Annotated in this window: 19 protein-coding genes and 1 pseudogene; 5 read left to right on the top strand and 15 right to left on the bottom strand. The window is 46.2% G+C overall.

The genetic code is table 11. The features are described from left to right. Positions 1-309: pseudogene (locus AZI85_RS17800) on the bottom strand (hypothetical protein); the annotation flags it as partial. Positions 310-362: 53 nt separating this feature from the next. After that, a complete protein-coding gene (locus AZI85_RS08050; RefSeq protein WP_063243584.1) occupies positions 363-2657 on the bottom strand; it encodes a vitamin B12-dependent ribonucleotide reductase in 2295 nt (764 codons plus the stop codon). A 171-nt stretch (positions 2658-2828) separates the two neighbouring features. Between AZI85_RS08050 and AZI85_RS08045 the strand changes: the two genes are divergently transcribed. The 3 genes from AZI85_RS08045 (at position 2829) to AZI85_RS08035 (ending at position 5927) form a co-directional block, all read left to right on the top strand. Further along, a complete protein-coding gene (locus AZI85_RS08045) occupies positions 2829-4259 on the top strand; it encodes a hypothetical protein (protein WP_063243583.1) in 1431 nt (476 codons plus the stop codon). A 31-nt stretch (positions 4260-4290) separates the two neighbouring features. Then, a complete protein-coding gene (locus AZI85_RS08040) occupies positions 4291-5481 on the top strand; it encodes a cysteine desulfurase family protein (protein WP_063243582.1) in 1191 nt (396 codons plus the stop codon). A gap of 119 nt (positions 5482-5600) precedes the next feature. Then, entirely contained in the window at positions 5601-5927 is a 327-nt protein-coding gene (locus AZI85_RS08035; protein ID WP_063243581.1) for a HesB/IscA family protein, read from the top strand. Between the two features lie 69 nt (positions 5928-5996). Here AZI85_RS08035 and AZI85_RS17730 read toward each other — a convergent pair whose 3' ends face one another. The 11 genes from AZI85_RS17730 to AZI85_RS07985 all read right to left on the bottom strand — a co-directional run bounded on the left by AZI85_RS17730 (position 5997) and on the right by AZI85_RS07985 (position 16440). Then, complete coding sequence (locus AZI85_RS17730; protein ID WP_155722596.1) at positions 5997-6173, bottom strand: hypothetical protein; 177 nt, start codon at positions 6171-6173, stop codon at positions 5997-5999. Positions 6174-6306: 133 nt separating this feature from the next. Continuing rightward, positions 6307-7116: an alpha/beta fold hydrolase gene (locus tag AZI85_RS08030; RefSeq protein ID WP_063243580.1), complete on the bottom strand. Its 810-nt coding sequence runs from the start codon at positions 7114-7116 to the stop codon at positions 6307-6309. A gap of 50 nt (positions 7117-7166) precedes the next feature. Continuing rightward, positions 7167-7574, bottom strand: coding sequence for a 2Fe-2S iron-sulfur cluster-binding protein (locus tag AZI85_RS08025; RefSeq protein ID WP_253720907.1), 408 nt, complete (start codon positions 7572-7574; stop codon positions 7167-7169). A gap of 11 nt (positions 7575-7585) precedes the next feature. Continuing rightward, the gene (gene tyrS, locus AZI85_RS08020) at positions 7586-8794 is read right to left on the bottom strand and encodes a tyrosine--tRNA ligase (RefSeq protein ID WP_063209084.1); all 1209 of its coding nucleotides are present in this window, start codon (positions 8792-8794) and stop codon (positions 7586-7588) included. Between the two features lie 18 nt (positions 8795-8812). Continuing rightward, complete coding sequence (gene rny, locus AZI85_RS08015) at positions 8813-10378, bottom strand: ribonuclease Y (RefSeq protein ID WP_063243579.1); 1566 nt, start codon at positions 10376-10378, stop codon at positions 8813-8815. 6 nt (positions 10379-10384) lie between these two features. Then, positions 10385-10948: a 5-formyltetrahydrofolate cyclo-ligase gene (locus AZI85_RS08010; protein WP_253720906.1), complete on the bottom strand. Its 564-nt coding sequence runs from the start codon at positions 10946-10948 to the stop codon at positions 10385-10387. 26 nt (positions 10949-10974) lie between these two features. Then, positions 10975-11283, bottom strand: a complete 309-nt coding sequence (locus AZI85_RS08005) for a cell division protein ZapA (protein ID WP_063243577.1) — start codon at positions 11281-11283, stop codon at positions 10975-10977. 120 nt (positions 11284-11403) lie between these two features. Then, positions 11404-11991: a hypothetical protein gene (locus tag AZI85_RS08000; RefSeq protein ID WP_253720905.1), complete on the bottom strand. Its 588-nt coding sequence runs from the start codon at positions 11989-11991 to the stop codon at positions 11404-11406. A gap of 12 nt (positions 11992-12003) precedes the next feature. Then, positions 12004-12975 carry a hypothetical protein gene (locus tag AZI85_RS07995; protein ID WP_063243576.1) on the bottom strand — a complete coding sequence of 324 codons (972 nt, stop codon included), beginning with the start codon at positions 12973-12975 and terminating at the stop codon, positions 12004-12006. A 12-nt stretch (positions 12976-12987) separates the two neighbouring features. Continuing rightward, the gene (locus tag AZI85_RS07990; protein ID WP_063243575.1) at positions 12988-14676 is read right to left on the bottom strand and encodes a L,D-transpeptidase family protein; all 1689 of its coding nucleotides are present in this window, start codon (positions 14674-14676) and stop codon (positions 12988-12990) included. Between the two features lie 135 nt (positions 14677-14811). Beyond that, complete coding sequence (locus tag AZI85_RS07985) at positions 14812-16440, bottom strand: hypothetical protein (RefSeq protein ID WP_063243574.1); 1629 nt, start codon at positions 16438-16440, stop codon at positions 14812-14814. 161 nt (positions 16441-16601) lie between these two features. Here AZI85_RS07985 and AZI85_RS07980 point away from each other — a divergent pair, with 161 nt between their 5' ends. Together AZI85_RS07980 and AZI85_RS07975 are read left to right on the top strand one after the other, a co-directional pair. Then, positions 16602-18149, top strand: a complete 1548-nt coding sequence (locus AZI85_RS07980) for a L,D-transpeptidase (RefSeq protein WP_063243573.1) — start codon at positions 16602-16604, stop codon at positions 18147-18149. Beyond that, positions 18149-18820 carry an NAD(P)H-binding protein gene (locus AZI85_RS07975; RefSeq protein ID WP_155723969.1) on the top strand — a complete coding sequence of 224 codons (672 nt, stop codon included), beginning with the start codon at positions 18149-18151 and terminating at the stop codon, positions 18818-18820. The genes AZI85_RS07980 and AZI85_RS07975 overlap by 1 nt, the downstream gene beginning before the upstream one ends. A gap of 25 nt (positions 18821-18845) precedes the next feature. Here the strand turns inward: AZI85_RS07975 and ftsY are convergent, their stop codons facing one another. After that, entirely contained in the window at positions 18846-20012 is a 1167-nt protein-coding gene (gene ftsY, locus AZI85_RS07970; protein WP_063243605.1) for a signal recognition particle-docking protein FtsY, read from the bottom strand. Positions 20013-20148: 136 nt separating this feature from the next. Continuing rightward, positions 20149-21735, bottom strand: a complete 1587-nt coding sequence (locus AZI85_RS07965; RefSeq protein ID WP_063243572.1) for a HAMP domain-containing methyl-accepting chemotaxis protein — start codon at positions 21733-21735, stop codon at positions 20149-20151. Positions 21736-21772: the final 37 nt, after the last annotated feature.

Genomic DNA, 21772 nt, shown 5'->3' with positions numbered 1-21772 from the left:
TGTTTGTTTGTTTGTTTGTTGGTTGATTGGTTTGTTTGTTGGTTTGTTGGTAAGTAAGTAAGTAAGTAAGTAAGTATAAACGCCGCGACAATAGAACGAATAAACAAATGAAGCGAAACCCAAAAAATTGGTATATAGGGACGCGGAAAACAAAAAGTGCATTGGATCTTCTAAGGCAAATTTGGAATTTAAGGAAGGGGTGGCTTGCTGGCGCGTAGATCGGCCTTCGGTGGCGCCTGGATGGCGCGAACCGAGGCGCAGCCTCGGCACCGATTGAGCACGGATGCGTGCCGAACGAAGCGCCAGCAAGCCACCCCTTCCTTAAATTCCAAATCCTCGCATTAAGAAGATCTAAGAATCCGTTAGGAACAGCCTACAGTCGTGCCACAGTTGGGGCATCGATAGCAGCCACTTGTGAGGACGGTGTCGCTTCCGCATTCGGGGCACTTCATGGTGAAGTCGGGTTGAACTTCCGCCGCTTCCTCTTTCTTAACCTTATGAACATTCAAAGGTTGGCTTTGCTTACTGCCGTCGCGATAAATCGCTACCGCTTTCACTCCCAGTTTCCAGGCTAGGAAGTAAATTCGGCTGATATCGCCTTCTGTCGCCGTGTTAGGAAGATTCACTGTTTTGGAAATTGCTCCACTGATAAACGGCTGCACGGCGGCCATCATCTGCACGTGGCTTTCAGGTGAAAGAACGCGTTGACCGACAACTCCTGTCGCACAATCAAAAACCGCGATGTCTTCACTACGAATTTCGGGACAACCGACAACAGTGTTGTGATCTTGCACGTACTGCAAAATCTTCGTGATCGCTTCCGCCGGATACTGCAGAACTTGTAAAGCTTGATCAACAGATTGATTTACGATTTGAACTTCTCCGCCGCCGGAAAGTTTTTTAAATTTGATCAAGGAAAAATCAGGTTCAATGCCCGTGGTATCACAGTCCATCAAAAGACCGATGGTGCCAGTGGGTGCGATGACGGTTGCTTGCGCATTTCTGAAACCGTGTTTTGTGCCGTTATAGATAACACTTTTCCATAGATTCTTAACAGCCTTATCAAGGCCCTCAGGTAAGTAAGACCAGTTAACGCCCTTCAATGAGGACTCATGCATCTTCATCACCTTCAGCATTGAAGCGCGATTCTTTTTAAAACCGGCAAATGGTCCCTTGGCGCGCGCCATTTCTGCACTGGTCAAATACGCAACGCCGCTCATCAAAGCCGTGATCGCCCCTGCCCACGCACGCCCTTCATCGCTATCGTAAGGAATGCCTTTTCTCATCAAAAGACTTCCCAGGTTTGCAAACCCCAATCCTAAAGGACGATAGTCATGAGAATTTTGCGCAATTCTTTCTGTGGGATAACTAGAGTAATCCACTAAAACTTCTTGAGCCACGAACAAGGTACGCGCCGTGTGAATGAAAGACTCAAAATCGAAGTGACCTTCGTTATCTAAAAAGTTCACCAGATTGATAGAAGCCAAGTTGCAAGCTGAATCATCTAGGAACATGTATTCCGAACAGGGGTTGCTCGAATGAATTTCATCCGTGTTCGGGCAAGTGTGCCACTTGTTAATAGTGTCGTGAAATTGAATGCCCGGATCCGCGCACACCCAAGTCGCATGTGTGATCTTATTCCACACTTCGGGGGCCGGCATTTCGCGCAAGGCTTTTCCGGTCACCCGCGCTTTGAGCTTCCAAGGCTTTTCCTGCTCAACGGCTTTCATAAAAGCATCGGTTACACGAACAGAGTTATTGGCATTTTGACCTGAAACCGTGCGATACGCTTCGCCTTCAAATTCCGCACTTAGCCCTGCCGCAATCAGCATGTGAGCTTTACGCTCTTCACGCATTTTCCATTCGATAAAATCCAAAACTTCGGGATGATCGATATCAACCACCACCATTTTTGCTGCCCGTCTTGTCGTACCACCGGATTTAATCGCGCCCGCGCCTTTGTCTAAGACATCCAGAAAAGAAAGAAGGCCAGAACTCATGCCTCCAGCACTCGTCAATTCATAACGGCTGCGGATTTTTGAAAAGTTACTGCCTGTTCCTGAACCATATTTAAAAAGTTTGGCTTCCGTTTTAGCCAACTCAAAAATTCCTTCGATCGAATCATCAACGCTTTGGATGAAGCAGGCCGAACACTGAGGACGCTCATACGCATTGTGTGTCGACTGAATCTTCTTTTTCTTTTCATCCCACGCGAAGTGCTCACTAGGGGAATTGATTTTATACGACTCCCACAAACCGGCATTAAACCATACGGGGCTATTGAAAGCTCCTCGCTGTGATAACAAAATGTACTTCAATTCATTGGCAAAAATATCCGCATCTTTTTTGCTTTTGAAATATCCGCCTTGTTTCAACGCCGAAGCCGAGATGGCCTTCACCACCCGATTCACAAGTTGACGAACAGAGCTTTCATGCTTCGTCTTAGGCACACCCATTTTACGGAAGTACTTGCTAGCCCCAATATCGATCGCCAGCTGAGACCACGCTTCGGGTGCTTCGACATTTTTCATTTCGAAAAAAACATCGCCCTGGCGATTGCGAATTTGCGAGTCGACCTTCTTCCACGCAAACAAGGATTCGGGATTTTTTCCGGGAGCGACAAAATAAGAGGCACTGTGCAGTGGGGCTTTTTTCATTCCATTATCGTAACGCTTCTTCCTTATGACGCCAAGTTGGGGGCTTAATACGGGTGTTCTAAGACATTCGGCCAGTCGGGGTTAAGCTTCGGCAATGTAGGTTAAGAATATGAGTAAACCATCCTTTTTTACTTCAAAGTTCCGTTAAGAAATAAAACCTAGGAGCACGTTTTGGTTAAAAAATCCTTGCTGATTATAAAGTCGTCACCAGGTGGTCTAGGAAATGTCGAAGGTTTTCTGCGCAACCGCGACTGGATTATCAAGTCGACAACAAATCTTAAAGAGGCGTTGATATTTCTAGTTCAACAACAGCCTGCCTTCGTCATGATTAGTATTGATCATCCAAATAAAAAAGTGCGGAACCTTCCAAAAATTCTGACTCAAGCTTTCCCCGTCTGTGTGATCGCTTTTTCTGAAGATACTTCGGCGGCGACTTACGGACTTTTAAATGCCTGTCCTACAGAATACATTTTGTATCCTCCCGTGACGGGCCCCGCTGTCGAAAGAACGGTGAACAAATACTACAAAGACATGCAAACGCGGGGATTGACTCCTCATCAAGTGAGATCCACGGATGACGGCACACAAGATGGAGTCATCGCGATTAAAGGAGACGGCTCTTTTAATCCGGCAAACGCTCAGAATATCCTTGCGCAAATGTTGGCCGGAGACGAGCCCTCTGCGACGATGACCGGCCCAGGACTGAAAAAATCAGGCTTTGTAACTCAGGGAATGGGTCAGGCGCCGTTGCACGGAAGCATGTTTGCACCCCAGCCAAAATCCACTCAAGGAGGCATGTATGCTCCCTTGGCAAAAAATCCTTATGGCACTTGGATTCCGACGGGGAATCCCTTTCAGCAACGCCCTCGTCGCACACCCGAAGAGATCGAAGCTGATCCCCGCGCGACGAAAAATGATTCCGTCATTCTGCGCGGAACAAAGCAAGCTTTAGAAAGCGCGTGCAACGTCACCTCTTTTCAAGATTCAGCCCCGTTACAACAAGCCACTAATGTTGCTTGCATCGTCGTCGAGTCCTCGCGCTTTTCGGGTTACCTCATCACCGCGATGGCCAAAAATAAACACATCGACAGTGCCTTTATGGAGAAAGTGCAAACGCGCCTTTTTCGTTTCTTAAAAGAAAATGGCGAAGACATCAAAGAAAGTGAACGCATGGATTTGCAAATCAAGCAGGTGCCTTTTGAGGACTGGGCTTTGGATTGCGCGGAATTTCTTCGCAAGTCTTTGCATGAAGGCAATGAGGTCGCCATGGCCTTCTTTCCTTGCAACAACGTGCAAACCCGCTACGGCGATTCTCCAGCGGAAGAAATGGCCTCAATCAAACTGGAGGAAATGGCTGGCAATGTGGCTGTGGAATTTAACGTCTACATCTATCTGCCCAGAAACAATAAGTACGTTCTCTACACTCCCCGCGGCGGCGTGTTTTACAATGTGCAAAAAGAGCGCTTAAAAAACCAGGGAATCTCGCAACTGCATATTCTTAAAGGCGATTTACAAGACCTGGATAAATACAAAGCGCAGAACTTCCTGAATGAAAAAATCCAAGAATTCGAGGAAAAAGTAAGCGCCAAAGAAACGGCTTGACGCGCCCCTTTCGGCAGGATTAGCTCTTCCCATGGAATTAAGCTCTGAACGTCCGATGGGAACAAGTTTGCAACACGACAAGCCGATTTATCTTGATTACAATGCGACCACTCCTGTGGACCCTCAAGTCTATCACGCGATGGAACCTTACTTTAAAGAGTACTTCGGAAATCCCGCAAGTGCGGCTCATCAATGGGGTTGGATCGCAGAAAACGCAGCTACTAAAGCGCGTGGCCAAGTGGCTTCCTTGATCGGCGCAAAATCCATGGAAGTTTTCTTTACCAGTGGCGCGACCGAAGCGAACAACTGGGCGATCTTTGGTCTTCTGACAAAACTTCGCGAAGAAAATCCGACAGCGCCTATTCACTTCATCACTAGCACTATCGAACACAGCTCCATCATGAAGGCGATGGCAGCGGCAGAAAAAATGGGAGTTGAAGTCGACTTCCTGCCCGTGAATTCTTACGGTCAGGTGGAGCTAGAAACAATTCGCAAAGCCATTAAGCCGCATACAAAATTGATGAGCTTTATCTGGGTGAATAATGAAATCGGCACTATCAATCCCATTCCAGAAATCGCGAAAATTGCCAAAGAAAATAAAATTTATCTGCACACGGACGCCACTCAAGCTGCGGGTAAAATTCCAATGAATGTGACTGAAATGGGCGTGGATCTTATGTCTTTTTCGGGACATAAAATCTATGGACCTAAAGGAGTGGGTGCGCTTTACATTCGCGGTAAAGATCCGAAGGTGCAATTGAATCCACTTCTTCACGGTGGCGGTCAAGAGCGCGGACTTCGCTCAGGATCATTGAATGTCCCAGGGATTGTGGGCATGGGTGTGGCGGCTGAAATCTGCCAAGCAACGATGGCCGAAGAGTGCAAACGCTTGCGCGAGCTTCGCGATCTTTTCTGGCAAACACTGCACGAAAAAATCCCAGGCATCCGCATGAACGGACATCCCACAGAGCGTGCTTCGAATTTATTAAACATCACTTTGCCGGGATATAAAACCGAAGCTCTTTTACCTCGTTTGCAGAAGTTGGGTGTCAGCACAGGTTCTGCTTGCGGCACAGGCGCGATGGTGGTCAGCCACGTCCTGCGTGGCATCGGTCTTTCGGTGGACGAAGTTCAATGTTCGATTCGGTTGAGCCTGGGTCGCTGGAGTAACGAAGAAGAAGTTCTTCGCGCGGCAGAGATCCTAAAGAACGCTCTTCATTAATAAATTCCTAACAAAAACAAATACTTAAAGGCTCAACGCAAGGGCCTTTTTCTATCCTCCTCAACCCTTGACAGCTGTGGTATACTTCCAGGGTAGTAATAAGGTTACAAGGAGTTCCCATGATCCAAATTTCACCAGAAGCAGCTAACAAAATTGCTTCCCTTAAAAAAGAAGAAGGAAAAGACGATTCCGCTTTTCTGCGCGTTGAGGTGAAAAAAGGCGGATGCTCAGGTCTATCATACAAAATGCACTTTGAATCAGACCCTCGCGAGGGCGATAAAGTTTTTGAATCTCACGGCCAAAAAGTCGCCGTAGATCCTCAAAGCATGTTGTACATTTTGGGTATGACTTTAGAGTATTCCGGTGGTTTGAATGGCAAAGGTTTTGTCTTCAACAACCCAAATGCGTCGAAACACTGCGGTTGCGGTTCTAGCTTCAACGTTTAATTTTTTTAAAAACAGATATAAATAAAAAGGCGCAAGAAATCTTGCGCCTTTTTATTTTCACCCCTCAAGCTATTTCCGCGAAGCGGCTCCTCCAGGGACTCTCTCGTGCTGAGGTTCTGTTTCCTCTTCGTGACGAGAGTGACTCATTTGAGTGTTTCGACTGGCCTGCTTTTGAGCTTTAATTTCTCCATCATACTTCTTCGTGGTTTGACTAAAACCTTTTCCTTTAAGATGACGATGAGACATCGCGGACCTCCTGTGTTGTTAACAGAATATCAGAAATGGACTCATCCTCCACCCGAGCAAAAGTAAGGATCTGCGGACGAAATGTGCAAGAAATTGGGAATAAGGTAGGGCACGAACCTAACAAACAACAAGTTTAAGCGGCCACTTTGTCATTTAAAAATTCTTTGATTAATTGAGCGATAGTTTCAGGACGTGTCTTAATCGCCAAGTGTCCTGCTCCTGTCAAAGCGATGACATCTTCACAACCGATGTGATGAGCAAACTTGCGGTAAGCTCCTTGATCAAACAAAAGATCTTCGGTATCAAAAATCAATCGGCACTCGCCACGATAAGTGTAAAGACGTTGATGCCAAAAGTTCCAATCTTCAGAGCGAAGAATCCAAGAAAAATGATGAATCATGTGCGCCACAAACTGCAGCTTTCGTCCCTTTAGATTTTCGATCGCGGTGACGCCTTCAGATCGTTCGTCACGAAAAATCTGCGCGGCTCTTTTTAAGAACAGCCGGCCCATCGGCGTCGAAAGCATCACGTAAATACTTTTTAAATTCAAAGGCACCGAGAAAAAGAAACGCAATTCCTTCGGCAAAAAATGTTTCACGGGGTCTGTGACCATCGGATTGATCAGAACTGTTTTTTGCACAAGATGTGGATGCTGTGTTGCCAACCCCCACGCCAAGGCACCGCCATAACTCAGACCCGCGACAGCCACTTTTTCATCAGGAAAATGTTCTTTGATAAATTTCGCTAGCACTTCAACTTGCACGGTGAAGAACAACTTATCTGTGCTTAAATAGACGTGCGTAAGATTGGGAACCACCACTCGATATTGCGATGAAAGATTTTCGGCAACAGCTTCCCAATGGTGAACGCTTCCTCCATAACCATGAAGAAGAATTAAAATGGGCCCTTGCCCGCGTTCTCGGAAAGTAATTTTATGAGACATCCAGATTACTTATCGGTTAAAAAACCGATAAGACTCACTGGACTTAAGACTTACTTCTTCTCTTTTTCGTCGGGCTTATCACTTAAAAGCATCGTGTCGTTCACGGCTTTGGATTCAATCTGCTTATTAGTACGGAAACCACGAATTTTCTTCGTTTGATTCTCGGTCTTCTCAACTTGTTCGGTCATATCCACGGTCACATCACCAAAGCAGCGCACTTGGCAGCTCAAACGACGTCCATCAATAAAGTGACTTGTACCGATAAGGCTGAGTTCTGCTTTATTGGGAGGCAGAATATTCGCCTCGCCTTCCTGAATACGAATACGGCATTCCGCACACGACGGAACACCCTTACAAATAGAGCGAATCTCCAGGTGATTTTCCGTCGCAATTTGCAAGAGACTCTTATCTGGAGAGCCCTCGACTTCAATATTTTGCGGTAGAAACTTAATTTTCATAATAAACCTGCTTAGCGAACAATGATCTTCGCGAACTTCTTCTTGCCTGCTTTGATCACGAAGCTTTCGCCCGATTTCAAATTCATTTTAAGCTTAGGATCGGAAATCTTCTCGCTGTCAATTTGCACACCGCCCCCTTGGATCAAGCGCGAGCCTTCACCGTTAGAGGCCACAAGACCTGCTTTCACCATCAGCGCCGGAAGACCAATTTCTTCCGCATCTGTAGTAAACTCAGGAACATCATCTGGAAGCCCTTTATCGACAAAGATACGGTTGAATTCATCTTCCGCCGCCTGTGCCGCTGCTTCCGAGTGGAAACGTTTAATTAGGAACTTCGCCAGATTCACTTTCACTTCTCTTGGATGTTTGCGTTTTTCCGCCACATCGGTTTTCAGCTGGGAAAGCTGATGAGCCGTGATGTCTGTCAAAAGTTCGTACCAACGATACATCAAATCGTCGGAAATTCTCATTGTCTTACCGAACATATCTTTCGGTGTATCGATCACAGAGATGTAGTTGTCCAAAGACTTCGACATCTTGTTGACGCCATCAATGCCTTCAAGAATCGGCATCGTCAGAATACACTGCGCTTCCTGACCGTAAGAGCCCTGCATGTCACGGCCGACCAAAAGATTGAACTTTTGATCCGTTCCACCCAGCTCGACATCGGCTTTCAAAGCCACAGAGTCATAACCTTGAGTCAAAGGATACAAGAACTCGTGAATGCCAATCGGCGTTCCGGAACGGTAACGCTTCGTAAAGTCTTCACGCTCTAGCATACGCGCCACTGTGTATTGCGCAGACATCTTAATGAACTCTTGCGGAGTCATCTTGCCAATCCAAGACGAGTTGTAAACAATCTCGGTCTTTTCTGGATCTAAGATTTTAAAAATTTGTTTTGCGTATGTACGACCGTTTTCTTCGATCTCTTCACGAGTCAACATCGGACGAGTCGTGTTCTTTCCTGACGGATCCCCGATCATTGCGGTGAAATCGCCGATCAAGAAATAAACTTTGTGACCCAATTCTTGGAACGTACGAAGTTTATTAATAACAACAGTGTGCCCGATATGGATGTCCGGACGAGTCGGGTCCGCCCCTAATTTAATATTAAGAGGCTTTCCTTTTTTAAGTTTTTTGAGCATGTCTTCGTCGTTGATGAACTCAGCGACACCGAATTTGATTCTTTCAAGCTGCTCACGAGGATCTAAAAAACTCATATACCTAAAATCCTTTTCCTAGCGAGCGTGTTCAACGCTTCTAGTTTCACGAACCACTGTCACCTTCACGGCACCCGCCTGTGGCATCTCGCGCTCAATCTTACGAGCGATATCACGAGACAACATCACAGCTTGGTCATCAGTCACTTTGCTGCTTTCTACAAGCACGCGAACGTCTTTGCCGGCTTGCAGAGCCAAAGTTTTAAGAACGCCATCGAAGCTGTTACCGATGCTTTCAAGATCTTCCAAACGGTGGATGAAAGAATCCATTTGCGGACGGCGTGCTCCCGGACGAGAGCTCGAAAGGATGAACGCCGCGTGCACAATCCAAGCAAGGATAGAGTGCGGCTTTTCTTCTTCATCATGCGCACGGATCGCGTGGCAAACGTCTTCAGATTCGTTGTATTTTTTCGCGAAATCAGCACCCACGAAAGCATAACTGCCTTCAGCCGTGTGATCGATAGCCTTACCGATGTTATGCAAAAGACCCGCACGACGTGCGATCTTCACATTCACACCCATCTCACCTGCCAAAAGACCGGCGATGTTCGCCACTTCCAATGCTTGGTTCAAAGCGTTTTGACCTTGATAAGAACGGTATTTCAAACCACCGATGATCTTAATAAGTTCTGGGTGCATGTTTGGAATACCCAATTCCATCACGTGGCGTTCGCCCTCTTCTTTGATGGACTTCATAAGCTCAGAGCGTTGTTTTTCAACGACCTCTTCGATACGTGCGGGATGCACGCGACCGTCTTCCATCAATTTTTCAATCGTACGGCGAGCCAGTTCACGACGAACAGGATCGAAGCCAGAAATAACCACGGCCTCTGGAGTGTCATCGACGATCAGATCCACACCGCAAAGAGCTTCTAGAGTACGAATGTTACGACCTTCACGGCCGATAATCTTACCCTTCATTTCATCATTAGGAAGAGCCAACACACTCACTGTGCGCTCGGATGTATACTCAGAAGCGAAACGGGAAAGCGCCGTTGCCAAAATGCGTTTGGCTTTTTTGTCGGCTTCTTTGCTAGCTTCTTCTTCAATTTGTGCGATCTTTTTAGAAGCTTCTTGTTTCGCTTCGTCTTCAAGAGCGTTCAAAAGTTGGCGACGAGCTTCGTCTTGGCTCATTGCTGCCACAGACTCTAGTTTTTGTTTCAGTTCGCCAATGTGTGTTTCGCCTTTTTTCTCTAAATCCTTGATGCGATTTTCAGAGATCGCGATTTTTTCTTCGCGGTCTTTCAGCGTGTTTAGATAACGCTCATTTTCTTCCATTTTACTTTTGAACTGATCTTCGATCTCTTTCAAACGACGGTCCAACTGAGATTCTTTGTTTTTCAAAGTGGATTTTTGTTTGTGGATGTCGGCTTCGACATTTTTGCGGGCCCGTGATTCAAAGTCTTTGGCTTTGGTTTCAGAGTCCTTTTTGATTTTTGCAGCTTCGGACTTCGCTTTATTAACGATACGATCTGCTTCTACTCGTGCTGACTTCTTTTTATTTTCGTCTTGAACACGCTTGATGATGAAAACAATGGCTCCACCCAACAACAACGCTACGATAGCGGTGATTACTAACTCCATGATCCTTTACTCCTGATACTTCCTGCAATCGACCACACCAGTCTCTGTGATCAAATAATCCATGATCACATCGTGGGCTTCGGTCGGGATCGGGTCTACTGTCACTTGAAAGTTAAAACAGACGCCTACTTTGATCCCCTGGTAAGTAGAAAGTGTTTTGTCATAAAAACCCTTTCCCTTTCCCAGACGATTGCCATTCTTATTAAAAACTAAACCGGGAATCAGCAGGCCTTGAATGTCTTTGAGATCTTGCGCGGGCGAATCTGGAGCAGGCTCCAGAACTCCGTAAGGTCCCAGCACAAACTTGTGTGCATCAAAGAATTCCAGATGACCTTCCCGCATCCGCGGAAAAGTCCACTTCAGGTGGGAGATATGAAAGACCTCTTCCACCTGGGCTTCTTCTGGCAGAGCTCTATAAGCTCCCCACACTCCACTTTGTGATTTAAAAAAATCCTGCAAAGCGGAATTAAGCTGCTGTTGATTTTGAACAAGACCTTGCGCGAACTCTCGGGCGCAAAGAGATTTAAAGAAGGAACGACATTCCTTTTTAGAGCTCCAAGGAAACGACATGGACACTCCAAGAGATCAAAACAAAGTTAGTTGTTCAAAACCTTGTTGTTCTTGGAATTTTCTAGTTCAACGGAAAGTTGCATCGCTTTTTCTTCCAACTTTTCAAGTTCACGATGCGCTTTTCTTTTCAAAAGGATCAGTTCTTCCGCCAAGTTCATCGCTGTTAAAACAGCGGCGTTTTGGTAAGAACCGTTTTTGGTAACTGACATGGCCTGATTCATTTTATTATTTACAAATGTGACGAGCTCTTCGACTGTGGCATCGTCATGAGAGGTTTTTAATTTGTAAGGGACACCCGCAATTAGAAAATTGTAGGTTTTTTTATCAGATGTCACTAGCACCTCAATAGCTGCAGAATCTTGTTAGTACCGATGTTCTAAACCTTTTAAATTTCTAGAAAAATCCTAGATCAACACAAGAAAAAGTATATCTCTATCGGTCCGATATTCAACAGATTATTTTTTGGAACAAGTGCAAATAATGCCTAAGTCTTTCTGCTTTTCGCAGCTCACAGAGCGCTTGTTCGGTTTGTCATGGAGTTCATACTCCTCGACATCCTTGAAGTTGCGCTTATAGGTGGCAAGAACGCCATTAAGCTTTGTGTCATTGTACGAGTACTCATCAGATTTGATCGTCGCATTGAGCAAAAAGTTATTGATGATGTCCTGTTTGGGGTTGATGCGTTGATTCGCCGTCAGCCCTACGTTGGTCACAACACCCTTTTCGTCGACTTGCTGCAAAGTAAGTTCAGTTTCCATCTTCTTTGCGCCAGAAAACTTGGTGCGCAAGATCAAGTTCATGGCCTGCTTCTCAGCATCCAGGTAATGGATCTTTCTTTGACGCAGCTGCGATTGTGAGGTCACGAATTTTTCGTCAGAGATATCTTTCAAACGATTGAGGTCGACTTTAAAGGAAAGCTGCTCGTCCTGAAGTTCAGGAAAACAACGCATCAGATTTTCGTAGGAAACAGAAACCGGCTTAATACCTTGGGCCCACAAAACCTGAGGCCCAAGAGCAATAATAAAACTTACTACAAATCGCATTGAAACTTTCCATTACATGGGTTCGCAGCTCTCCGCAGAAGAACGATCACAACCCTCAGCCGAATCGCTGGTGCAATAAGAGCGAGAATCTGTCTTCCAAGTACGCGCCGTTGAACAGTCTTCTCCGTCTAGGCTAATGAAAGAACGAACCGCGTTCAATGAAAATCCAAAGTTTGAGGCATTCTGGGACAGTTGACCAGTTTTCACAGTGACCGCTGTTTGATTTTTTCCCTCTGCCTGGACCTTGTAAACGCCAGGGAAAACAGCGACAAAATCTCCCGCCGTGATCGGCGCCGAAACCAGATAGCGTGGGTGTTTCGAAGCGATCACGTCACCCGGGAATGTGACCCACATTTCTTGAAATGTGCCGTCGTTGGCAAAGTTATAAAGATCTCGCAAATCATTCGAAGTTTTTGCTGAATTCCATGATTTACAGATGGCACGAGCGCTGCTTGCGACTTCGCCATAAGCATCGATTCTAGGACAGACTTCGTAAGTGAAACGTTGAACGAAGTCACGTTCCCAAAGGCCTGCCAGATACAGATCACCAAAATTATCTTTATCCAAACGGAAAAAGTGACGGTTCATCATAAACATTGTGAGATAAATCTTTTTTTGTTCAACCAGCGACGTGAAATCGCGGTAAACACGGATTTTTGCTCCCTTTACCTGCGAAGGAACAGTCACGCGTTCCAAATAGAGATTTGTCACCCGTCCCGCGTTCACGGTCACAAGTTCTGGATAAATGGAGTTTTCAAATCCCACGATGTAAGTTCCGGGATTCAAAGCCTGCTGTTTGTTTAAATCAAAAAACACCGCCGCATCACAAGCGCCTCTTTGCCCGACTTGGCAGCGCACGGCTTTTACTTTTTGAAAGAGCTGCTGACTGCCCGCCTGGCCGTTCACCTGCATCGCACCCATAGATTGAGCTTGAGCCAGTCCTGCGAATAACAATGTCGAAACTGCGATCCACCACTTTTTCATAACTCTCTCCTCTTAGAACAGTTCGTCGCCAGAACGTTTGTTAGAAATGGCCTTGCTTACGCGAGTGTCTTGTCCATACACGTCGTCGATGAAACGCATCGAACCGTCTTCACCTTTTTCAACCGTCAAGTACATGAAGTACACCGGCATTGGCTTTTTCAAAGTCACTTTCTTATCGATCTCGCCAGGGATGTAATTGTCATTCAAAGGCACATAGTTTTGGATATCATAAAGACTCCAACCCGGCTGATCCTGCAGAAGATACGCCGCAAGTTCTAGCGGTTGCTCTAAGCGCACGCAACCCGAACTGCGATGACGTTTGCTTTCCGCAAAAAGACTCTTTTCGTTCGTATCATGCATGTAAATCGCCCAAGGATTTTGCAACGGGAATTTCACAACTCCCAAGGCATTGTCTGGTCCCGGCAACTGACGGATGTAATACACGAAATTACGAGCCGTCATGTTTTTCCAATCAATTGTTGAAGGATCCACTTCTTCATCTGTGGCTTCTTCGATCAAAATCATATTGTGCTTTTGCAGATAATTGCGATCTTGCTTTAACAAAGGCAGCTTGTCGCGAATCGCGATACTTCGTGGAACAGTCCAATACGGATTTAAGTTCACGAATGTAATTTGATCGCGCATGGAAGGCGTGCGGCGGAAGGCCTGGCCAGCCACGGTGTTAAAGTAAAAGACTCTGCCGGTGTCATCATAAAGACGGAACTCTGTGGTCGCTAGATTCACGAAAATGTGACGTGTTTCCAAGCTTTTTGGCAGCCAACGGAGTTTCTCCATATTGGCTTCGACTTGCGCGATTCGTTGGGACGGCGTGAAGTTCAAAGCTCTTAAAACTTCAGAGCGCGTGCCGATAATACCGTCAGAGGTCAATCCGTTCGCTGATTGAAATTTTCTAAGGACCGTATCAAATTCGCTATCGAAAGTGTTACCGCCATTATTTGAGATCGAGTAACCCAATTGATTTAAACGCGTGCGCAGTTGGCTGATCACAGGATCAGTCACGCCCAGCTTTAAGGCAAAACCCGGAGAATTGATGGTCGGCCACCCTCCGCTGGATTTTTGCGATTTCAGCGTGTTCAAGATGGAAAGCAAATCTTTATAGCGCGGATGCGTCGGCGCAAAATTTTCTAAGTTCGCAGCTAAAGAAGCCGGGCCGTAGGAAACAGCCGCGTTCAACTCTTGGAACTCGGTGAATTCTTTTTTCTTAAACTTAATATCTGTATCGATAAGTTCAGGATCAAAACGCCCCGTTGAAAGATGAGTCACGTAACGAACCAAGGCTTCGGAAGCTAAAAGTTCAAAGGTGATCCATTGAACACCTGGATTTTTCATCGTGGCTTGATAGCCTTTTTCGATTTGCGCATCCCAATAATCCGCAGGATTTAAGCCATGGCGATCTGCGCTTAAAAGAATGTTTTTTAAAGTGTTCACCATCGCATTAGGTGTTCCCGTAGAGTCGACCCAAATAGATTGATAACCACGTAAAGAATAAAGCTTATCTAAACGATCCGTGCGCAGAAGAAAGCTTCCCCACTTAGGATTGATAATAGGATTGGTCCGAGCGCGGGTTACTTGATCTTGAATATAAGCCGTTTGGCTTTGCGCCCATGTCATTTGCGGTGCAATGGCGATTAAACTCATGCCCAAAACAAAAGACTTCGGAAGTATTCTCATCATCTTCATATAAACCCTCTTCGATAAAGTCTTACTTACAAGTAAGATGCCAGATCGAAGAGGATTCTGGGGACGTGTGGAACGCACAAACTTTTGACAGGGATCCAAAAGCGTCACCCCTGTCTCAAAATGAGATTCAGATATTTAACGGCCATAAGTTAAAAAGCGCACGACATCGACGTCAGGAGGCGCGGCAATACCTGCTCCGGGTTTGGGTCCATCTAGCTCTTCCAGTGAATAATCCATGCGCGCATCATAGCGGCGCTCCCACTGATAGCGAAGCCATCTTTCGCGACTGTACCACTCTCTTTTCACAGGGGTATCCAGGCAAGTGGCCAGTTCTTGCGGATTGGCGGCGCCCCAGCGAAGCTCGACGCAGTGATAAGGATCAAAGCTCAAATCAAACAGACGATGGCGAGCAACCTCTAAATTCAGAGGCACCATCACACCTGAAGAGTTTGCATAGGAAAACTGACAGGCTCCTGCTTCTCGATAATATACTTGCAGCATGTCTGCCGGAAGATTTGTTCCCGCATACACAATCATCGGATCGCCACTTCTTTGACGTGCGATGAGTTGTTTAGTTTGCAGAAGTAAATCCATAAAGGCCACTTTCAATCGCGCATCACGAGCCGGCGTCGCGTAAGTTTCCCATTCCCCGTCGGTACCATAGATATTCTGCGGAAGACGCTCGGGATGATCTTTAAGATCTATCCCCGCCTTGACGGCCGTAGAGACGGCGGTCACTCGATCTTTCAATGTCGTGCAGATATCGACAAGGTTTTGTTGCATGTCGACCAAAGGATCAATTTTCAAATCACCGCGAGCCATGACCAAGCGAAGATAGTCGTAATAGGGAAAGGCCATTCCATGAAACAAGAATTGACCTTTCTGCCAATCTCCTGCGGGATCGGGCTGATTACCATAAAACTGCTCAATGCTAAAAAGCGGCAAAGAGCTATTCGGGGCACCAACAATTCTGCCGCCTATGTATTCACCGCTCGAATTTAACTTGGCATCCACCAAAGCGAGTGGTCTGAAGTTTTTAAAACCCGCTCCTTGAAATGGAGTGCTGCGCACAAACTTGGGCGTGTACATTCCGGAAGTCAAAGTGTTGTCGGGATGCGAATCGATATAATAAATACGGCCGTCATCACTGACTCGATAAATGATCGCCACATGCCCATTGGGATCATAAATCACGGTCCCGGGACGAATACTGTCTCGTCCTAATTTCACAGGGTAAAAATCTGTAAAAAGACCTCGGTCTTCGGTTCCCATAACTCGGAAAGAAGCTGTGTAGGTTTTATCGATGATCGCTTCATTCAGCACATCGACCGCATTGATACCGCGCCATCTTCCGGCAACAATGTCATAGCGGGATTTCACGTAGTTTCCAAACTTCGTGTAGCGCACATCTTTTTTATCGTTAGGTTCCCGCGGAGCCATGTCATCTTGAACAGACATCGGTAAACCATTTTTCCAAGCAAAATAAGCACGCAAATAATAAGGAAGATCCGCGCAGTCCGCGAAAAGTTTTAACTCTTCAGGATCCGTCCCCGCATACGGATTGGCTAAAGGATTTTTTAAACACGAATCGACGGTTCCGCATTCGCGGCGATTGACTGCCGCCCCAATATACGAAATAAATTCTGCGAATCTTTCTTCGTCTTGAGTCGTCCAATGTGGTTTCGTGATCCTCCACTTATTATCGTATTGGGCATAAGCGGAGCCGGAACATATTAATAGTAGCAGTAACAATATCTTTGCCATGAGCCTCCCTGCGTGCCCACTTTGGGCACTATGCAAAAAACATCGACGCTGATTTTGAGCACATTAAAAAATACCGGAGGTCTAGAGCCTGTCACGCTTCTTGCTAAAACTGTTTGAGTCAATGACAAAGGTTTAATTGAAAAGTGTACGGAGGACGTATCATGACAAAATCCACAACTCGCAGATTGTGCTCAGCAGTTTTAAGCGTGTTAATTGCCACTTCGCCGCTGATCAGCCAGGCGCAAGCATTAACCGAACAAACTCAGTCTGCCAATGCCGCCGCAGTTGGAATTGAAAAATCCAAACTCAGAGTGGGTCAACGTTACTTCATTTCAGCAGACAGCCTGAATGTCCGTAGCAGCAATGCGACTTCAGGTAACAATATCGTCGGCAAGCTTTCCATCAACGACGAAGTGGAAATCTATGATCTATTAAATGAAGCCACACCTTTGGTGCAAATCAAGATCATCAAGTCGGCCACTGTTAAGTCTGATGTTGCTCCAGAACTTTTTGTTTCTAAAGACTATCTTTCAGAAAAACAACTGCTGACAGCCGCTTCAAAATATTTCGTTATTCAAAACGTAGCTACAGAAATCACACGCGTTTACGAACGCTGCACAGAAACTCCGAACTGCCCGCACAAACTTGTGATGGAAACAGAAATGGTTGTGGGCCGCCCTGAAGAAGGAACGAAACAGGATCCGCATGCATTCAAAACATGGCTGGGTCATTCGCGTATCTCGGAATGGATTAAATTCTATCAAGACGGTATGGGTCACTACCCACACTGGTATCGTGCGGGTCAGGACTTAAAAACAATTCCTAAACCAATTACGGATGGCGTTTCTAAAATCGTCAGTTCACGCAAGTGGATGGTTGACGACGCTCGTGGTGAAAAAACCATCTATGGTGCTTTCGGTTGGTATGCGGCGAAGGTGACTCCGGCAGATGAAACCAATGGCATGAACTACCAATGGATGCACGGAACTATTGGTTGGGGTAAAGACGGTTCTGAAACTATCGAGCTGACTCGTGGTTTCTTTATGAACTTGTTCTCGAACCCAGGTTCATCAGGCTGTACTCGCCTTGAAAATCGCGCGATTGCTTACCTACGCAGCTTGTTGCCAGTGGGCACAGACATCTACCGTGTTTATGCGCGTGAGTCGACTCGCGAAAAAGAAATCGTTTCTGGTTTCTTCAAGAAAAAAGTGACGCCTCTTCCACGCTACGCTGACAAATATGAAAGACCGGGCAACTGGGATTACATCTTGTTGACGAATGGCGCTCAACAAAGTGGTGGTCTGACTGCGGACGCAAAAACTATCATCGAAAAAGCCATCCAGGTTATTCCTGACCACAACTTGATTGAGGCCGGTCAGTACGCGATTGATCAATATCCAAACGCGATGGGTTTAAACTACGGTCGTGGTGCTGCTTCTGGTAAGAGCGGTGACCGTTACAGAATCGACTCTGGTAAAAAAGAAGACGCTTACAAAACAAACTTCCGTGGTTACTTCTTAGTGGACGAAGGACGCTTTGTGGATTACGCTCACCCTGATTCTCGTCTTACAAAAGGCGTGATCAAAGTAAGCGGTCTTGCTGACTTTAGAACGACAGTTCCAGAGTTCTTAGCAACAACGGGATCACACAATCCTCCAGAGATCCAATACCAAGCTGAACAGGATAACGGAGGACCTAGAGGGAACTAATGAATTATCCTGCCAGTGTATGTATGGTTGGCGCATCGGGGCTCGTGGGACACGAGCTCCTTGTGCTTTTAGGGCTTCTTGATGAAATCTCTTCTGTCAAAGCTGTCACTCGCTCTCCGTTGGGGCGACTTCCTGCCGGCATCGAAAACATTCTTTTGGATTTCAACAAATTGAAAGATTATGACTCGGCTTTAAAAGCCGACATCTTTGTTTGCTGCCTAGGAAGCACCATCAAGAAGGCCGGCAGCCAAGAAGCTTTCCGCAAAGTAGATCATGATTATGTTATTGAGTTTGCAAAAGTCGCCGAAAGAGTCGGTGCGCAGAAGTTCTTAGTTGTTTCAGCGATGGGTGCGGATGCAAATTCGTCAGTCTTTTACAATCGCGTGAAAGGCGAAATGGAAAATGATTTGCGCACCCTAAAGATTCCACAGATCGAAGTCTTCAGACCTTCATTGATTTTGGGAGATCGCAAAGAACAGCGTGCAGGAGAAGACATCGCACAAAAACTCAGTCCTTATGTAAATCCTCTTTTAGTGGGTCCATTGAAAAAATACCGCGCGATCAAAGCCAGCGACATTGCGAAAGCCATGGCGATCGCTATTTTGAATTTTCATCCGGGATTTCACGTCTACCCGTCTAATAAAATTCAAGACATCGCTGACCAAAAATAATCGGGTCAGCGATCTTATTTAGACATTACTGAAAAAGAGAATCGACGAATTCTTGTGAAGAGAAAGTGCGAAGATCCTGGATTCTTTCGCCCACGCCAATCAATTTGATAGGGATTTGCAACTCTTGCGCAAGGCCAACAGCCACGCCACCTTTGGCTGTTCCATCCATTTTAGTTAGAACAGCACCGGTTAAAGTCAGGGCATTGTGGAATTCTTTGGCCTGCATCAAAGCGTTTTGGCCTGAGTTGGCGTCAAGGACGATCAAAGTTTCATGAGGAGCTTCCGGGATGACCTTGGACATCACACGCTTCATCTTTTTAATTTCTTCCATGAGGTTCGCTTGTGTGTGCAAACGGCCCGCTGTATCCACGATCACGACATCATAGTTCTGCGCTTTTCCTTTTGCGACAGCATCAAACGCCACGGCACTTGGATCCGTCACTCCTTCTGGAGAGAAGATTTCAACTTGCGCGCGATCAGTCCAAACCTTCAATTGCCCACCAGCTGCGGCACGAAAAGTATCGCCCGCGGCGACTAAAACTTTTTTGCCTTGGCTAGCTAACTGGGAAGAGATCTTGCCGATAGAAGTTGTTTTACCGGCGCCATTCACACCCACGATCATAAGAACTGTCGGTCCGTTTTCCGCGAACTGAATTTTGGACAAAATGCCCTGTTCAGGTGTTGAGGAATGAGAGCCGGCGAAAATATTTTTGATTTCTTCTTTTAAAGCCGAGCGAACCGTGTCGTAGTCGGCACGTTCTTTCTTAGAAAGTTTTTCTTCCAAAGCGGCCATCAGTCTTTGCACTGTCGTCGGACCTAAATCGCTCGTATAAAGAATCTCTTCAATCTCATCTAAATGAGCGCTGCCAGAATCACTTTTAAATAGATTACGAATGCGACCGAAAAGATTTTCTTCTGTTTTCTTTAAGGCTTCTTTGAGGTCAATGGCAGGAGCTTCAATATCAGAAACGATCTGACCCGTGGAATCCACATGAGCTAAGACCGCTTCTGTTTCCTCAGCTGGTTCTGCCGTTGTCGGCATTTCACGTTTTGCTTCATGAGGTAGTTGTTGAGAGGGTTGGCGCGTGCGGCGCAAGTAACTCAGGATGATGACACCAAAGATAACAAAAAGAAGAAGTCCTACGACGTAAAACAGAATTTCGATTTGTTGTGCATGTCCGGCTGACATCATAAAACCTCCAACAGCGTGCGTCACAGATAGTTCTAAAACCATCTTATTTAGCGCACTTTCGCCTTAGAGACTAGATGAATCTAAAAGCTAGGCCGCGTCTTTCGGTTGCAGCCCAGCTTTAAACGGATTTGATAACTTAGAAGCCGGCTACATTTCCAACTTTACGGTCACCGTCTTCCAAAGGAAGCACGCTTTCCATTTCGGTTTTGCGTTTCACCATAGCTGTTTTCATGGAAGGTTTGAAAGCCAGAGGAGCTTTCGATTGGGAAGCGGGGGCCGCACGTTGTGCCGAGCCCACACCTTGAACCAACGTACGAAGATCCACCACGAGGTCTGCTAAAGAGACAGCTTGTGCTGACATTTCTTCCGAGGAAGCCGCCACTTCTTCTGAAGAAGCCGCATTTCCTTGAGTTGCTTGATCCAATTGATTCATCGCTTTTGAAATCTGTTCCAAACCGCTTGCCTGCTCTTGGCTGGCCACGGAAATCTCGTTGTTAAGATCCGCCACTTTCTTGACGGAAGTGACGATGTCTTTAAGAACCGATCCACTTTGACTTGCTACACGAGCCCCATTTTCACTTTTAGAAACGTTTTCTTGAATCAAGGTCGTGATATCTTTCGCCGCTACGGCACTTCTTTGCGCCAGATTTCTGACGGCTTCTGCAACAACCGCGAAGCCTTTTCCTTGCTCACCCGCGCGAGCCGCTTCGACCGCCGCATTCAAGGCCAGAAGATTTGTTTGGAAAGCAATGTCGTCAATAACCGTAATGATTTCTTCAATCTGTTTTGAGCCTTTCGCGATTTCTTCCATCGCGCCGATCAATTTTGTGATTTCACTTTCACCATGTTCAGCCGAATCTTTGGATTTCTGCGACAAAGCATTGGCTTCTTTCGCATGATCCGCATTCAACTTCACCATGCTGGAAAGCTCTTCGATGGAAGCCACAGTTTCTTCAAGCGATGCCGCCGCCTCCGAAGAACCTGAAGACAACTGCTGACTAGCGGCTGACAACTGAGTTCCTGAAGCTGACGTTTGATCTGCAGAGTTTGAAATCTCACCACTGATACGAGTCAAAGATTTGGCAAGAGAGGTCGCGAAAATATAACCGACGGATGTCGCCGCCAAAAATCCAACAGCGATAATAATGATGACAAAAGTTTCTCCACGGGAAGTGGCTTCCGCCGCTTTGATCTTGGCTTGTTTCACGGCTTCTTCGTGGAAAACCAAAAGTTCTGACAAAGCGTCATCATGATTGCGACGAAGTTGCGGGATTTCACCGTCCAAGATTCTATCCACAGAGGCTTGATCACCTTTCAGTGCGGCCTCCATCAACTTTTCGCCGCCCTCGACGAACTTCTTCCAGCCCGCATCTACTTTGGCGAAGATGACTTCCTCATTCGGAAGGAAAGGAACTTCTAAATATTTTTTCGTCAGTTCGTCGTTGCGAACGATGGACTCCTTGAATTCCTCGTGCCACTTTGAAACCTCTTGCGGAGTTTTCGCCAAAGAGGCGCGTAAGATCGTGCGATTCAGCTCTTGAGCGCGGTAACGAATGCGACCAATGCTGTTCACGTTAGGTAAATTCTGATTGGCAATGACACTGTAAACACCGACGACGGTGCGATTGGATTGCCAGCCAATACCACCTACTAATAATAACAACATCGAAATTCCGACAAAAGCCAATATCATCTTGGCTTTCAAGCTAAAGCGCGCAAACATACTTCATCCCCTGCATGTGTTTGATTGTTTTCGAAGA

The sequence above is a fragment of the Bdellovibrio bacteriovorus genome (assembly GCF_001592755.1).
GTDB classification, from domain to species: domain Bacteria; phylum Bdellovibrionota; class Bdellovibrionia; order Bdellovibrionales; family Bdellovibrionaceae; genus Bdellovibrio; species Bdellovibrio bacteriovorus_E.
The sequence above is the reverse complement of the archived record's forward strand: the minus strand, read 5'-3'. Positions and strand labels throughout refer to the sequence as shown.

Excerpts from the sequence above, each read along its gene's own strand:
- ftsY (WP_063243605.1), bottom strand. The coding sequence starts at position 20,012 with ATGATGTCAGCCGGACATGCACAACAAATCGAAATTCTGTTTTACGTC.
- AZI85_RS08010 (WP_253720906.1), bottom strand. The coding sequence starts at position 10,948 with ATGTCGTTTCCTTGGAGCTCTAAAAAGGAATGTCGTTCCTTCTTTAAA.
- AZI85_RS07990 (WP_063243575.1), bottom strand. The coding sequence starts at position 14,676 with ATGAAGATGATGAGAATACTTCCGAAGTCTTTTGTTTTGGGCATGAGT.
- AZI85_RS07985 (WP_063243574.1), bottom strand. The coding sequence starts at position 16,440 with ATGGCAAAGATATTGTTACTGCTACTATTAATATGTTCCGGCTCCGCT.
- AZI85_RS07975 (WP_155723969.1), top strand. The coding sequence starts at position 18,149 with ATGAATTATCCTGCCAGTGTATGTATGGTTGGCGCATCGGGGCTCGTG.
- tyrS (WP_063209084.1), bottom strand. The coding sequence starts at position 8,794 with ATGAGTTTTTTAGATCCTCGTGAGCAGCTTGAAAGAATCAAATTCGGT.
- AZI85_RS07995 (WP_063243576.1), bottom strand. The coding sequence starts at position 12,975 with ATGAAAAAGTGGTGGATCGCAGTTTCGACATTGTTATTCGCAGGACTG.
- AZI85_RS08025 (WP_253720907.1), bottom strand. The coding sequence starts at position 7,574 with ATGAAAATTAAGTTTCTACCGCAAAATATTGAAGTCGAGGGCTCTCCA.
- AZI85_RS08040 (WP_063243582.1), top strand. The coding sequence starts at position 4,291 with ATGGAATTAAGCTCTGAACGTCCGATGGGAACAAGTTTGCAACACGAC.
- AZI85_RS07980 (WP_063243573.1), top strand. The coding sequence starts at position 16,602 with ATGACAAAATCCACAACTCGCAGATTGTGCTCAGCAGTTTTAAGCGTG.
- AZI85_RS17730 (WP_155722596.1), bottom strand. The coding sequence starts at position 6,173 with ATGTCTCATCGTCATCTTAAAGGAAAAGGTTTTAGTCAAACCACGAAG.
- AZI85_RS08000 (WP_253720905.1), bottom strand. The coding sequence starts at position 11,991 with ATGCGATTTGTAGTAAGTTTTATTATTGCTCTTGGGCCTCAGGTTTTG.
- AZI85_RS08030 (WP_063243580.1), bottom strand. The coding sequence starts at position 7,116 with ATGTCTCATAAAATTACTTTCCGAGAACGCGGGCAAGGGCCCATTTTA.
- AZI85_RS08035 (WP_063243581.1), top strand. The coding sequence starts at position 5,601 with ATGATCCAAATTTCACCAGAAGCAGCTAACAAAATTGCTTCCCTTAAA.
- rny (WP_063243579.1), bottom strand. The coding sequence starts at position 10,378 with ATGGAGTTAGTAATCACCGCTATCGTAGCGTTGTTGTTGGGTGGAGCC.
- AZI85_RS07965 (WP_063243572.1), bottom strand. The coding sequence starts at position 21,735 with ATGTTTGCGCGCTTTAGCTTGAAAGCCAAGATGATATTGGCTTTTGTC.
- AZI85_RS08050 (WP_063243584.1), bottom strand. The coding sequence starts at position 2,657 with ATGAAAAAAGCCCCACTGCACAGTGCCTCTTATTTTGTCGCTCCCGGA.